The following is a 14,875-nucleotide window of genomic DNA, read 5'->3' on the forward strand; positions in this document are numbered from 1 at the left end:
ATGAAAAAAAGCGGCCAATGGCCGCTTTTTTTATGCGCTGCGTTCAGGGGGCCACAGGCTGCCAGGTTTTATCAGGGCTATAGGCGGCTAGCGCCCGGGCTTTCTGCTCTGAATCGCTGCCGAGATCGGACTGATACACCTTGTCGTCCTGGTTTATCACAAAGCTCATTACGCCCGTCTGACCATAGCTGACCGGCCAGGCCACCATCGCGAAACCGTGATTGTCCGGCAGGATGCGGAAGCGATAGCCGTGATAGCCGGTACCCGGCTCTTTCGGGCTAAATGCCGGGCCGAGCGGGCTGGGCGCTTCGCCGGGCGAGGCTGGCCAGTACAAACCGTCTTTTTTGCCTTTCGAGCTGACAATCTTCTGCGCATATTTCTGGTTCATCGCAAAATAGCTTTGCTGCGCATCAACATAGGCATGTAAGGCTTCAATGGCGGCGAGTTCGTTACGCCCGATTTCGCGGGTCAGGATCTCTTCAGCGCCTTCTTTGATGTCGAACTGCCAGCCTGCAGAGGTTTTGATCACCGGGATGGGAAGCTGCCAGCCGCTGTCTCCGACAACCAGATGCGCCGTATCCCCTTCGACAACCGTGGTATGACGGACGTTCCAGTCGCGCAGGAAGCGATCGACAGCATCCGGATCAACGCCTTCAGGCGGGAGAAAATCGCGCCAGTTCTCTCCAAGCAGGTTGGTCATCGCGCTCTCATTTTGCTCACTGATGGCTTTGGTCAGCGCATCGGTTGCCTGAGCGGGCGTGCTAAAAGACTGCTGCGCCATCACCGGGGCCGAAAGCATGAATAACACCATTCCGCTGAGTAGTTTACTTTTCATGTCGGTTCCCTTAGCGATGTCGAATTTCACGGCGTTCAGCACGTCCACCAGACGCCTGACGTGGCTGCTGCTGGCGCGCCGCGAGCTGCCGGCTTTGCGCACCGCGCTGCTGCTGCGCCTGCCAGTTCGCCGAGCGGCTGTCGTTACCGCTCAGCGCATTGGCCCGCGGCTGGCTGCTTCGCTGCTGGAGCGTGCGTTGCTGCGCGGGCTGCGAAGCCCGCTTCTCTTGTCTCTGCGCGGTGGTCTGGCGGTTTTCTCGCTGCTGCGCGGTGCTCCGCTTCGCCGTCTGCGGTTTAGTGTCGTAGCCGCGGTAGTTATTGCGCTGCGAAATCTGCTTCAGCTGTTCACCTGAGGCCTGACGCTGCACGTCTTTCGTTCCGGTGCGCGCCTTTTGGGGGAAGGTTTTGCCCGTGGATTTCTCCATCTGGCTTAGCGCGGCCTGACGCTGGCTATCGCGGTTAACCGGTTTTTGCTGCGTTGAACTGAGCCCTGTCGCCGCGTTGGTGGAGTGGAAGCGAGTGTTGAGCTGGTTAGTCGGATAGGGCACGCCTTCCCGATAGGCCGGGTTGTGCTGCCAGGTGCGGTTGGCGTCCGTCAGACGCTGTCCGCTGATTTTATTGAAGTTCTCAACGTTGATATTGATATTGTTATCGCCGTTGCGGTTATAGCCGCCGTGATTATCCCAGTTGCCATGGTGATGATCCCAGTCATCGTCATCATCCCAGTCGATGTTGCTGAAGATGGCATAGGTTGTGGCGACGCCCAGGCTGAAGCCTAAACCGTTTACGAAGCTGTTGCCAAACTGCTCCCCGGGTGTAGGCGGGAGATAGGTGGGCGGATAGGCGGCGTTTGGCCAGGTCCCGTAAACCGTATTGGGGTTATAGGTCGGGACGTAAACAACCTGCGGATCGGCAGATTCAATTTTGATTACCGTTGGGGCGGGCGCGGACGTCGTGGTTGTTGTTGCCTCGGTGGCGCTGGTTTTCGCTGGCGCCGGTTTTGTCACGGTGGTGACCGTCTGCTGGGGCGTGGATTGTAAAGCGCCGGTCTTCTGGGCCAGCGCGCGCAGGCGCTGAACGGAATCCATCATGTCCTTCGGCTGCGCGAGAAACGCATCACCCAGATTTTGTACCCACGGCGGGTTTTCACCCATCAGGGACATAAGCTGAGGAAACGCGACCAGCGATTTTACGCTGGGATCCCAGGGCTGGCTGGCAACGGCCTGAATCGCGACGTCCCCTTCCATTTTAGGGTTGTCTTTGGACCACTGCGCCGCCTGGATCACGTTGGCCGGATAGGTCGACGCCATTAAAATTTGCGACAGCAGAGCATCCGGGTAGAGCGCGATGGGAGCAACCCATTGATCGATTTGCGCGGCAGTGTAGGCTGGCGCGACAACCGGTGCGGGCTGGGCTGCGGCAGGCGCAGGTGCAGCCGGTTGTTGTGCGACGGGGGCCGGCGCGGCGGGCTCCGTGACGCGGCCTTTGACAAACATGACGCCCGAGGCGGCAAACAGCCCGGCACTGCACAAAAGGACGAGCAGATGTGGCTTAAAGGGCAACTTCATAAAATGACTCCAACGAGACAAGCGCTGTGCCGTGAGGCGTTACGGTTGGCGTGAGTATTATTCACCCGCCTTTTACTGTTTTGACTTTTATTGGGAAGCGTCCGGGACGTCCGGATAAAGAGTGTGAGTATTTATTACACAATTATATCTGATGAAGAAAAAACTGAAGCGTCACGGTGCAGAAGATACCGCAAAAAGATGCCCTGAATCCTCGCTACACCATGCTTAACGATTCAGCAAATTTTTTAATGTTGCTTTTTTGTAAACGGATTAACACTGTGCAGAAATCCTGCTATGCTGCCCGACGCGGTATCGGGCATTTACCCTACAAACTGCTGTCTCACAGGAGCGTGAAGAGAACGCCCGCCGCATATGACAATGAGAGCGAGGAGAACCGTCGTGCTAGAAGAATACCGTAAGCACGTAGCAGAACGTGCCGCCGAGGGAATTGTACCCAAACCTTTAGATGCAACCCAAATGGCCGCGCTCGTCGAGCTGCTGAAGAACCCGCCTAAGGGCGAAGAAGAATTCCTGTTAGATCTGCTGATCAACCGCGTACCGCCTGGCGTAGATGAAGCTGCCTACGTAAAAGCCGGATTCCTTGCTGCTATCGCCAAAGGCGAAGCCACCTCCCCACTGGTTACTCCTGAAAAAGCCATTGAACTGCTCGGCACCATGCAGGGTGGTTACAACATTCATCCGCTGATTGACGCGCTGGATAACGACAAGCTGGCACCGATTGCCGCTAAAGCGCTCTCTTCCACGCTGCTGATGTTTGATAACTTCTACGATGTGGAAGAAAAAGCCAAAGCGGGCAACGTCTATGCGAAGCAGGTGATGCAGTCCTGGGCTGATGCCGAATGGTTCCTGAACCGCCCAGCGCTGGCTGAAAAAATCACCGTTACCGTCTTTAAAGTGACCGGTGAAACCAACACCGATGACCTCTCTCCGGCGCCGGACGCGTGGTCTCGCCCGGATATCCCTCTGCACGCCCTGGCGATGCTGAAAAACGCCCGTGAAGGTATTGAGCCGGATCAGCCGGGCAGCGTCGGGCCGATCAAACAGATCGAAGCCCTGCAGAAAAAAGGGTTCCCGCTGGCCTATGTGGGTGACGTTGTGGGTACCGGTTCTTCCCGTAAGTCCGCAACCAACTCCGTGCTGTGGTTCATGGGCGACGACATTCCGCACGTGCCGAACAAGCGCGGCGGCGGCCTGTGCCTCGGCGGCAAAATTGCGCCAATCTTCTTCAACACCATGGAAGATGCGGGCGCACTGCCGATCGAAGTGGACGTTTCTAACCTGAACATGGGCGACGTGATTGACGTTTACCCGTACAAAGGCGAAGTACGCAACCACGAGACCAACGAGCTGCTGGCAAGCTTCGAGCTGAAAACCGACGTGCTGATCGACGAAGTGCGCGCCGGTGGCCGTATCCCGCTGATCATCGGCCGTGGCCTGACCACCAAAGCGCGCGAAGCGCTGGGGCTGCCGCACTCAGACGTGTTCCGTCAGGCGAAAGACGTTGCTGAAAGCAACCGCGGTTATTCGCTGGCGCAGAAAATGGTGGGGCGCGCGTGCGGCGTAGCCGGTATTCGTCCTGGCGCGTACTGCGAGCCTAAGATGACCTCCGTGGGCTCTCAGGACACCACTGGCCCAATGACCCGTGACGAACTGAAAGACCTGGCGTGCCTGGGCTTCTCTTCTGATCTGGTGATGCAGTCCTTCTGCCACACGGCGGCCTATCCGAAGCCGGTTGACGTGACCACGCACCACACGCTGCCAGACTTCATCATGAACCGCGGCGGCGTTTCCCTGCGTCCGGGTGACGGCGTAATCCACTCCTGGCTGAACCGCATGCTGCTGCCGGATACCGTCGGTACCGGCGGTGACTCCCATACCCGTTTCCCAATCGGTATCTCCTTCCCTGCGGGCTCCGGTCTGGTGGCGTTTGCTGCTGCGACCGGCGTGATGCCGCTGGATATGCCGGAATCGGTGCTGGTGCGCTTCAAAGGTAAAATGCAGCCGGGTATTACCCTGCGCGACCTGGTTCACGCGATTCCGCTGTATGCGATTAAACAGGGTCTGCTGACCGTTGAGAAGAAAGGGAAGAAAAACATCTTCTCTGGCCGCATTCTGGAAATTGAAGGTCTGCCGGATCTGAAAGTGGAGCAGGCGTTCGAGCTGACCGATGCTTCCGCCGAGCGCTCTGCGGCTGGCTGTACCATCAAGCTGAACAAAGAGCCGATTATCGAGTATCTGACCTCCAACATCGTGCTGCTGAAGTGGATGATTGCAGAAGGCTACGGCGACCGTCGTACGCTGGAGCGTCGTATCCAGGGCATGGAAAAATGGCTGGCCGATCCGCAGCTGCTGGAAGCCGATGCTGACGCAGAGTACGCGGCGGTGATCGACATCGATCTGGCGGATATCAAAGAGCCAATCCTGTGTGCGCCGAACGATCCGGACGACGCGCGTCCGCTGTCTGAGGTTCAGGGCGAGAAGATCGACGAAGTGTTCATCGGATCCTGTATGACCAACATCGGTCACTTCCGTGCTGCCGGTAAGCTGCTGGATACCCACAAAGGCCAGCTGCCAACCCGTCTGTGGGTAGCGCCGCCAACCCGTATGGACGCGGCTCAGCTGACCGAAGAGGGCTACTACAGCGTGTTTGGTAAGAGCGGGGCGCGTATCGAAATCCCTGGCTGTTCCCTGTGTATGGGCAACCAGGCGCGCGTAGCCGACGGTGCGACGGTGGTTTCCACCTCTACCCGTAACTTCCCGAACCGTTTAGGTACCGGTGCGAACGTCTTCCTGGCCTCTGCGGAGCTGGCGGCGGTTGCGGCGCTGATTGGCAAACTGCCAACGCCGGAAGAGTACCAGATCTTTGTGGCTCAGGTGGATAAGACCGCGGTGGATACCTATCGCTATCTGAACTTCGACCAGCTTTCTCAGTACACCGAGAAGGCCGACGGGGTTATCTTCCAGACGGCGGTATAAAATAGTCAAGGGGAGGCGTATTGCCTCCCCTTTTTTATTACTGAATAAAGAGCATATCTTAAGCATTTTTCAAGAAGGATAAAATTTTATTTTTAGCGCAATCATACTCTAAGTTATCTTCGCGTAATAAGATATGAACTGCTTTATGGCAATTTGGGCAGAGCAAAACAAAATCATCAGTTGTAACAGTGTGTGAATTTTTATATGTGTGTAAAGGTTTTTTATGATGCGCTTCTATATATTTTTTAGAATAAGAATGTATGAATTCTAAATTGCATATATCGCATACCCAAGGAATTTCTTTTTTTAAATCTTTAATTACTTGTATGTTACGTTCTGCCAGTAGATGTGTGACGAATTTTCTTTCACCTTCCATATAACTTTTGTTTTTTTTTGTTGGGGTAATTGGTTCAATATCATTGTTTTTTGTTAATTCGAGTAAGGTTTTTATCCGCTTTAATACTACAGATGTTTTATCCATTTGCACTATCGTAAAAAATCCTTCAAAGATCCAATTACTCGATTTTTCGATGAAGAGAAGAATAGGATATCCGCCTGTAGGTTGATTAATAAGAGATTTGTTGGCTTTGTCATTGTAATTGATGATGCTTTTATGAGATTTAAATGAATAGCTAAAAACAGATTTCTCATTATCCTGCCATCCATCTTCAGCATAGCTTCCCTTTCTGGTTTTGATAATTACTGCTTTTAATTCAGGATTATTTCCAATCCAATTTATTCCTTGCTGCGGAGTATTGTTAATCTTCCATTCATCTTCTTCAAAATATTTAGACTCAGTTTGTTTGGAAAACTGTATGAGATCAAAAAGATTTCTTTTTGTGATTATTGTATTAGGTGCCAATTCTAATAGCTGTGAGGGCTTTTTTAATTCTAGTGTTATAGGCATGTTTTTTCCTTGTTGTAGATAACAAATTAAAAAATGATTTTTTTGAGTGGTTAATTGTTATTATATTTTTGTTTTGTATTTTCGTCAAATCTTGGGTTTCGAAAATACATTTTGAATGATTGATAAAATTGCGTTTGGCAAAAGTTATGAGAGAAGTTAGGTGTTAATAAGTTTCATTCTAAAATAAGGGTTAGCTAATTTTTTGATTCTTTAGGAATTTACTGCAAGTATATGATTACTATTAATTGCTTTTTTTAGTTCGATTTAGGACGTAAGATATTTTTCTTTTTTTTGTGAATCACGCTTTTTTTCTTCCTCGCTGCTGCGATAATTACCGTAATGGCTTTGCAGAGGAAAACACTATGGATTACGAATTTCTGCGCGACATCACCGGAGTGGTGAAAGTGCGTATGTCGATGGGCCACGAAGCCGTTGGACACTGGTTTAACGAAGAGGTGAAAGAAAATCTCGCACTTCTTGATGAGGTTGAACAGGCGGCAAATACGGTGAAAGGCAGTGAACGATCCTGGCAGCGCGCCGGGCATGAATATACGCTGTGGATGGACGGTGAAGAGGTCATGGTGCGTGCCAACCAGCTCGAGTTTTCAGGTGACGAGATGGAAGAGGGGATGAGCTACTATGACGAAGAAAGCCTGTCGATGTGCGGCGTAGAGGATTTCCTTCAGGTGGTAAATGCCTACCGCGACTTTATGAAACAGAAATAACAGCCCGGAGCATCCCTGCTCCGGCTTGCTCTTACACGGCCGGAATATTGCGGCCGTAGTAAATCTCGCGCATCTCTTTCCAGAGCAGGTCAGTAATCGCCTTACGCTCTTCTTCGCTCAAATCTTCCGGCTTCGTGTGGAACATATAGTGCTTAAGGTCGAATTCCTTAAGTAACATCTTGGTATGGAAGATATTTTCCTGATACACGTTCACGTCCATCATGTCGTACAGCGATTTCATGTCCTCGGACATAAAGTTCTGGATGGAGTTGATTTCGTGGTCGATGAAATGCTTCATGCCGTTGATATCGCGGGTAAAACCACGCACGCGATAGTCAATGGTGACGATGTCCGATTCCAGCTGGTGGATTAAATAGTTCAGCGCGTTCAGCGGTGAAATCACGCCGCAGGTCGACACTTCAATATCGGCGCGGAACGTGCACAGCCCGCCTTCCGGGTGACTCTCCGGGTAGGTGTGCACGCAGATATGGCTTTTATCCAGGTGGGCCACGACCACTTCCGGCAGCGGGCCCGGATGTTCAGTTTTGTCGATAAGCTTCGGGTCGACCGGCTCTTCGCTGACCAGAATAGTCACGCTGGCGCCCTGAGGTTCATAATCCTGTCGGGCGATGTTCAGGATGTTTGCGCCAATAATGGAACAGGTTTCTGACAGGATCTCGGTCAGACGGTTGGCGTTGTAGAGTTCGTCGATATAGGCGATGTAACCATCGCGTTCTTCCGCTGTTTTGGCATAGCAGATATCGTAAATACAAAAACTCAGGCTTTTCGTCAGGTTGTTAAAGCCATGCAGTTTAAGCTTTTTCAATTAGCTCACCCCCTTAGTGGATAATGCGTCTTGCAGGTACTGCGGCAGAGCAAACGCTGCGGTATGGATAGCCGGATTGTAGTATCGGCACTGAAGACCGGCCTGATGGAAGCGGGCCTGAATAATTTCGGTGGAGAGATGGCGTAATACGTCGTTATCGGTCGCCCAGGCAAAGGTCATGATCCCGCCGTAGTACGTCGGAATAGCGGCCTGATAGAAGCTGACGTCATCGAAATAGGTGCTGAGCTTACGATGGCTGTCGAGCGCTTCATCCTGCTGCAGGAAGCAGACGCCATTTTGTGCGACGAAGATCCCGCCCGGGTTCAGGCAGCGCTTGCAGCCTTCGTAGAAGGAGGAGGTAAACAGCGACGCGCCGGGGCCGATTGGGTCGGTGCAGTCGGAGATAATGACGTCAAAGGTCTGCGAGGTCTGGTTAACAAAGTTAACGCCGTCGTCAATCACCAGGCTAAAGCGCGGATCGTCATAGCTACCGGCATTGTGGTTGGGCAGATACTGGCGGCAGAAAGAGACGACGCCCGCATCGATTTCCACCATGGTGATGGTTTCAATGGAACGATGGCGGGACACTTCACGCAGCATTGCGCCGTCGCCGCCGCCGATAATCAGGACATGCTTCGCGTGTCCGTGCGCCAGCAGCGGAACGTGGGTCATCATTTCGTGATAGATAAACTCGTCGCGCTCGGTCGTTTGCACGACGCCGTCCAGCGCCATCACGCGGCCAAAGGCGGCGTTTTCGAAGATGATGAGATCCTGGTGATCGGTTTTCTCATGATAGAGCACGTTATCAACGGCAAAGTACTGACCAAACTGGTCATGCAGTGTTTCATGCCACAACGTGTGGTCGGCCATACGCGGACTCCTCCTTTGTTAACATCCGTTACGCTCACAAAAAATGAGCGAAACATGATAGCTAACTATAACCGTGGTTGCACGGCTATAGGTTCAACAGGGGGCGTCGGGAAGGTTATTTGACGTAGGCGAGCAGGCTGAGTGAGTCGCGAGCCAGCGCTTTACATTTTTTGGCAGTGGGAATACCAATACCGCTCAAGTCACGGTAGCTGTCTTCGCCGAGCGCCTTCATGTCGAAGCTGTCGTAGTTGCTGAGATCCCACTGGTTTTGCTGGGCAAAAAAGACCAGCGCGCGGCGAATCTGCCCGTTGGGTAAATTCTGGTAGCCACAATCATTTTTCAGGAATACAAAAACCGCCGTTAAATCGGCCATATCTTCCGCTTCATTTTCACTTAGCGCATAGCTGTTCGCACACATTGCCATCAGGCTTCCGAACAAAATTGTCCTGAAAAACGTCTTCATTGCTTCTACCACTTCTTCACGGAAAATTAACGTTAGCATACTTGATGCCGGTGCGACGATCTTTATTATTGCCGCTTTACTTGACCTTCCGGTAAGGGGAGGGTTTATGCTCAAAAGATCGCCTGCTGGAAATAAGGAAATGAACATGCAACGTCGTGATTTTTTAAAATATTCCGCTGTGCTGGGGGCTGCCAGCGCATTACCTCTCTGGAGCCGCGCGGTTTTAGCGGCCGACAGGCCTGCCTTACCCATTCCTGACTTACTGACCGCTGACGCCCGCAGCCGTATCCAGCTTGTGGTTCAGGCCGGTAAAACGACGTTCGGCGAGCACAACGCCACGACGTGGGGCTATAACGGCAATTTGCTCGGTCCGGCGCTTCAGCTACGTAAAGGGAAAGCGGTGACGGTGGATATCCACAACACGCTCGTCGAAGAGACGACGCTGCACTGGCACGGGCTTGAAGTGCCGGGCGAAGTGGACGGCGGGCCGCAGGGCATCATCAAAGCGGGCGGTACGCGCAGCGTGACCTTTACGCCCGATCAGCGCGCGGCGACCTGCTGGTTCCATCCGCATCAGCATGGCAAAACGGGCCATCAGGTGGCGATGGGGCTGGCGGGGCTGGTGCTGATTGAAGACGACGAAAGCCGCCTGCTGCGCCTGCCGAAACAGTGGGGCATCGACGACGTACCGGTGATTGTGCAGGACAAGAAATTCAACGCTGACGGGCAAATTGACTACCAGCTGGACGTGATGAGCGCGGCGGTAGGCTGGTTTGGCGACACGCTGCTGACCAACGGCGCCATTTACCCTCAGCACGCCGCGCCGAAAGGCTGGCTGCGCCTGCGCCTGCTCAACGGCTGTAACGCGCGCTCGCTCAATTTTGCCGCCAGCGATAAACGCCCGCTGTATGTGGTCGCCAGCGACGGCGGCCTGCTGCCGGAGCCGGTGAAGGTGAGCGAGCTGCCGATGCTCATGGGCGAACGCTTTGAGGTGCTGGTGGATATCAGCGACGGCAAGCCGTTTGACCTCGTAACCCTGCCGGTGAGCCAGATGGGGATGGCGGTCGCACCGTTTGATAAGCCGCATCCGGTGCTGCGTATTCAGCCATTGCTGGTGGCCGCATCCGGCACGCTGCCTGATACGTTAACCACCCTGCCAGCCCTCCCGTCGCTGGAGGGGCTTACGCAGCGCAAGCTGCAGCTCTCCATGAACCCGATGCTCGATATGATGGGCATGCAGGCGCTGATGGCGAAATATGGCGATAAGGCGATGGCGGGGATGCAGCACGGCCAGATGATGGGCCACATGAATATGGACCACGGCAAAATGGGCGGCATGGGGAATATGAATCACGGCGACCATGGCTTTGATTTCCACAACGCCAACATGATCAACGGCAAAGCGTTCGACATGAACACGCCGATGTTTGCTGCGACAAAGGGTCAGCTTGAGCGCTGGGTGATTTCAGGCGAAGGGGACATGATGCTGCACCCGTTCCATATCCACGGCACCCAGTTCCGCATTCTCACAGAGAACGGCAAAGCGCCGGATGCGCATCGCGCGGGCTGGAAAGATACGGTGAGAGTGGAGGGCGGCGTCAGCGAGGTCCTTGTGAAGTTTGACCACGACGCGCCGAAGGAGTTTGCCTATATGGCGCACTGCCACCTGCTGGAGCATGAGGATACGGGGATGATGCTGGGGTTCACGGTATAAAAAAATCCGGGTGGTCGCAGGTGCGGCCTGATGCCCTCACACTGACCCTCTCCCACGGGGAGAGGGAACAAACACAAAAACGGCAACCGAAGTTGCCGTTTTGCTTTTATTTGCCTTCGTCAGGCAACGCATACGCGACGATATAGTCGCCCATCTTCGTGCCAAACGAACCGTGACCACCCGCTGAGATGACAACGTACTGCTTGCCATTCACTTCATAGGTCATCGGCGTGGCCTGTCCACCCGCCGGCAGACGGCCCTGCCACAGTTTTTCACCGTTGGTCATGTTGTACGCGCGCAGGTAGTTATCTGCGGTTGCCGCGATGAACAGCACGTTACCGGCGGTGGAAATTGGGCCACCCAGCATTGGCATACCCATATTGAACGGCACCGGAACCGGCATCGGGAACGGCATGCTGTCCTGTGGCGTACCAATACGTTTTTTCCATACGATCTGGTTGGTTTTCAGATCCAGACCGGAGATATAACCCCAGGCAGGCTGTTTACACGGCAGACCAAACGGCGACAGGAACGGGTTCAGCGTTACGCCAAACGGTACGCCGTACTGCGGCTGAATGCCGGCTTCGGTACCGCTGCCTTTCGCGTCTTTCGGTTGCTCCATTGGGTTGCCCGGACCGCGTGGGATCAGGCGGGAAACGAACGGCAGCGCCATCGGGTTGGCAATTGCCACCTGACGGTTAGGGTCAACGGAGATCCCGCCCCACTCGAACATCCCCAGGTTACCCGGGAAGACCAGCGTGCCCTGCTCAGACGGCGGCGTGAAGATGCCTTCATAGCGCAGCTGGTGGAACATCACGCGGCACACCAGCTGGTCAAACATGGTGGCGCCCCACATGTCCGCACCGCTGAGGTCTTTCTTCGGACGGAAGCTCAGGTCAGAGAACGGCTGGGTTTTGCTGACGTAATCGCCTTTCGCCGCGCCCTGCGGAACCGGTTTTTCCGGTGCTGGCACAACCAGCTTACCGTTGCTGCGATCCAGCACGAAGATGTTGCCCGTCTTGGCCGGCGCGTAAATCACCGGAACGGTTTTGCCATCAACGGTAATGTCCGCCAGCGTCGGCTGGGACGGCATATCCATATCCCACAGATCGTGGTGAACGGTCTGGTAGCTCCATGCCAGCTTACCGGTGGTCGCGTTCAGCGCCACGATAGCGCTCGCATAACGCTCCTGCTCCGGCGTGCGGTTACCGCCCCAGATATCTGGCGTGGTCACACCCATTGGCAGATAGACCAGGTCCAGCTTCGCGTCATACGCCGCGGGTGCCCAGGAGTTTGGCGAGTTAAAGGTAAAGGTGTGCTCGTCCGACGGGATCGCGTTTGGATCTTTCGCGCCCGGGTCGAAGGCCCACAGCAGTTTACCGGTGTTCACGTCGAAACCACGGATTACGCCGGAGGTTTCACGCGTGGAGAAGTTATCCGTTACCGAACCGGCAATCACGATGGTTTTATCGGTGATGATTGGCGGTGAGGTTGGCTCATACAGACCCGGCGTGGTGTCCGGCATGTTGGTCTGCAGGTTCAGGATACCTTTGTTGGCAAAGGTTTCACACAGCTTGCCCGTTTCGGCATTGATGGCGAACAGACGGCCATCGTTCACCGGCAGCATGATGCGGCGAGGACAGTCAGCAATGACTTCCGGGCTCGCATTATCGGCGCGCGCTTCGTGGTAAGAGACGCCGCGGCAGGTGACGTGCTGGAAGGACGGGTTGGAATTCAGCTGCGGATCGAAGTGCCATTTCTCTTTACCGGTGGCCGCGTCGAGCGCGAACAGACGCTGGTGCGCCGTACACAGGTAGAGCATATTGCCGACTTTAATCGGCGTGACTTCGTTGGTCAGCTCGCCCGGATCGTTCGGCATCTTCAGGTCGCCGGTACGGAATACCCAGGCTTCCTTCAGGTTTTTAACGTTGTCCGCGTTGATCTGCTTCAGCGGGGAGTAACGTTGACCTTCCTGGTTACGACCATACGCTGGCCAGTCGCCGTCAGCGACCTGCGAGATAGCCGCAGCAGGCGTGGATTCTGCGTTCAGCGTACCGTTGATCTCCTGCGGGTCATTAAAGCCGGCCCAGGTCAGAATGCCGCCGGTAATCAGCAGGGCAACAACCAGGCCCGCCACCGCGCCGCTGGAAGGCACAATCAGGCGACGCCAGACGAACGGCAGGATCAGCCAGATACCGAAGAAGACCAGGATGTCGCTGCGCGGCGTCAGTGCCCAGAAGTCAAAACCAACTTCCCAGACGCCCCAGATCATGGTGGCAAGGAGGAGGGCGGCATACAGCCACAGTGCAGATTGTTTTCTACGCAACAGCAGGACGGTTACGCCAACCATAACCAGACCCGCAATCGGGTAGTACCAGGAGCCGCCTAAAGCGACCAGCCAGACGCCACCGATTAACAGATACAGCGCGCAGAAGGCTGCGAATGCGGCTGTTAATGTCACCAGTAGACGCGGCTGTTTAGAGTTTGTTTCAGCCATAGAAAGTGTACTCGTCAGTTTTTGTTAATAATTTGCTAGCAACTAATTATAGGTATTAACAAGTGTGATCGGAATCACAATATTTGCTTTTTATAACTCATACGCCAGGCTTATCCATTTGCTGATATAATGGCTGGCTTGCGTATCAGTGCTGGATATTAACTCATCCGTATTGAGAGATTTTCACTAAAATCATTTGGTTAGTAATATGAAACATACTGTTGAAGTGATGATCCCGGAAGCCGAGATCAAAGCGCGTATCGCCGAACTGGGTCGTCAAATCACCGAACATTACAAGGACAGCGGCAGCGAAATGGTGCTGGTCGGTCTGTTGCGCGGCTCTTTCATGTTCATGGCAGACCTGTGCCGTGAGGTGCATGTGCCCCATGAGGTCGATTTTATGACCGCCTCCAGCTACGGCAGCGGCATGTCCACTACCCGTGATGTGAAAATCCTGAAAGATCTGGATGAAGATATTCGTGGCAAAGATGTGTTGATCGTTGAGGACATCATCGACTCCGGCAACACGCTGTCAAAAGTGCGCGAGATCCTGAGCCTGCGCGAGCCAAAATCTCTGGCGATTTGTACGCTGCTGGATAAACCCGACCGTCGTGAAGTGCAGGTGCCGGTAGAGTTCGTGGGCTTCTCGATTCCGGACGAATTCGTCGTCGGTTACGGCATTGACTACGCGCAGCGCTATCGTCATCTGCCGTATGTGGGGAAAGTGGTACTGCTGGACGAGTAATCGAGGGCTGATGCCTTCACCCCGGCCCTCTCCCACAGGGAGAGGGAGAAAATCCCCGGCTTTATTTATGATTTACATGCTTAAGCTGAAGGTTGGCAATCCCCGAACGGTAACGCTGCTCCAGCGTTTCGCGGTTGGTGGCGGTCACTTCCAGATTGCGCAGCAGGCCATCGTGAATCCCGTACGCCCAGCCGTGGATAGAGACCTTCTGCCCGCGTTTCCACGCTGATTGCATGATCGTTGAGTGGCCCAGGTTATACACCTGCTCCATCACGTTGAGTTCGCAAAGGGTATCCATACGACGCTCCTGCGGCATTTCGCCCAGCAGTGAGCTATGTTTGAACCAGATATCGCGGATGTGCAGTAGCCAGTTATCAATGAGCCCCAGTTCCGTGTTTTCAACCGCCGCCTGCACGCCGCCGCAGCCATAATGGCCGCAAATGATGATGTGCTCGACTTGCAGAACGTCCACGGCATACTGAACAACAGAAAGACAGTTGAGATCGGTGTGAATCACGAGATTGGCGACATTGCGGTGAACAAACAGTTCGCCGGGTTCAAGGCCGGTCAGGCGCTCCGCCGGTACGCGGCTGTCGGAACATCCAATCCAGAGAAAGCGTGGGTTCTGAGCCTGCGCGAGTTTTCCAAAAAATCCGGGGTCTTCCTCCACCAGCATTTTTGACCATAGTGCATTGTTGCTGATGAGTGTATCTATGTTGTTCATGGAGG

12 protein-coding genes are annotated in these 14,875 nt (G+C 54.3%); 4 read left to right on the plus strand and 8 right to left on the minus strand.

Annotated features, from left to right (window positions below):
* Nucleotides 1-43: 43 nt before the first annotated feature.
* Entirely contained in the window at nt 44-835 is a 792-nt protein-coding gene (locus tag UR289_RS12740; RefSeq protein WP_047651672.1) for a DUF2950 family protein, read from the minus strand.
* A 10-nt stretch (nt 836-845) separates the two neighbouring features.
* On the minus strand, nt 846-2,402 hold the full coding sequence (locus UR289_RS12745; protein WP_320710317.1) for a DUF3300 domain-containing protein: 1,557 nt from the start codon (nt 2,400-2,402) through the stop codon (nt 846-848).
* Nucleotides 2,403-2,801: 399 nt separating this feature from the next.
* Between UR289_RS12745 and acnB the strand changes: the two genes are divergently transcribed.
* Entirely contained in the window at nt 2,802-5,399 is a 2,598-nt protein-coding gene (gene acnB, locus UR289_RS12750; protein ID WP_320710319.1) for a bifunctional aconitate hydratase 2/2-methylisocitrate dehydratase, read from the plus strand.
* Between the two features lie 58 nt (nt 5,400-5,457).
* Here the strand turns inward: acnB and UR289_RS12755 are convergent, their stop codons facing one another.
* Complete coding sequence (locus tag UR289_RS12755; protein ID WP_320710322.1) at nt 5,458-6,306, minus strand: HNH endonuclease; 849 nt, start codon at nt 6,304-6,306, stop codon at nt 5,458-5,460.
* Between the two features lie 362 nt (nt 6,307-6,668).
* Between UR289_RS12755 and yacL the strand changes: the two genes are divergently transcribed.
* Nucleotides 6,669-7,031, plus strand: a complete 363-nt coding sequence (gene yacL, locus UR289_RS12760; protein WP_023310423.1) for a protein YacL — start codon at nt 6,669-6,671, stop codon at nt 7,029-7,031.
* Nucleotides 7,032-7,062: 31 nt separating this feature from the next.
* Here yacL and speD read toward each other — a convergent pair whose 3' ends face one another.
* From speD to UR289_RS12775, 3 genes are all read right to left on the minus strand, one after another.
* The gene (gene speD / locus UR289_RS12765) at nt 7,063-7,857 is read right to left on the minus strand and encodes an adenosylmethionine decarboxylase (RefSeq protein WP_032649781.1); all 795 of its coding nucleotides are present in this window, start codon (nt 7,855-7,857) and stop codon (nt 7,063-7,065) included.
* On the minus strand, nt 7,858-8,727 hold the full coding sequence (gene speE / locus UR289_RS12770; protein ID WP_023310424.1) for a polyamine aminopropyltransferase: 870 nt from the start codon (nt 8,725-8,727) through the stop codon (nt 7,858-7,860).
* A gap of 115 nt (nt 8,728-8,842) precedes the next feature.
* Nucleotides 8,843-9,190, minus strand: coding sequence for a YacC family pilotin-like protein (locus UR289_RS12775; RefSeq protein WP_014882582.1), 348 nt, complete (start codon nt 9,188-9,190; stop codon nt 8,843-8,845).
* A 145-nt stretch (nt 9,191-9,335) separates the two neighbouring features.
* Here UR289_RS12775 and cueO point away from each other — a divergent pair, with 145 nt between their 5' ends.
* Complete coding sequence (gene cueO / locus UR289_RS12780) at nt 9,336-10,904, plus strand: multicopper oxidase CueO (protein ID WP_087823371.1); 1,569 nt, start codon at nt 9,336-9,338, stop codon at nt 10,902-10,904.
* A 106-nt stretch (nt 10,905-11,010) separates the two neighbouring features.
* Here the strand turns inward: cueO and UR289_RS12785 are convergent, their stop codons facing one another.
* A complete protein-coding gene (locus UR289_RS12785; RefSeq protein WP_033144652.1) occupies nt 11,011-13,401 on the minus strand; it encodes a glucose/quinate/shikimate family membrane-bound PQQ-dependent dehydrogenase in 2,391 nt (796 codons plus the stop codon).
* 208 nt (nt 13,402-13,609) lie between these two features.
* On the opposite strand from UR289_RS12785, the gene hpt reads away from it, so the two are divergent.
* Nucleotides 13,610-14,146: a hypoxanthine phosphoribosyltransferase gene (hpt, locus tag UR289_RS12790; protein WP_008501948.1), complete on the plus strand. Its 537-nt coding sequence runs from the start codon at nt 13,610-13,612 to the stop codon at nt 14,144-14,146.
* A 61-nt stretch (nt 14,147-14,207) separates the two neighbouring features.
* Here the strand turns inward: hpt and can are convergent, their stop codons facing one another.
* Entirely contained in the window at nt 14,208-14,870 is a 663-nt protein-coding gene (can, locus tag UR289_RS12795; protein ID WP_008501947.1) for a carbonate dehydratase, read from the minus strand.
* Between the last annotated feature and the right edge of the window lie 5 nt (nt 14,871-14,875).

Source organism: Enterobacter sp. 302C9 (genome assembly GCF_034106085.1).
Classification (GTDB): Bacteria; Pseudomonadota; Gammaproteobacteria; order Enterobacterales; family Enterobacteriaceae; genus Enterobacter; species Enterobacter asburiae_B.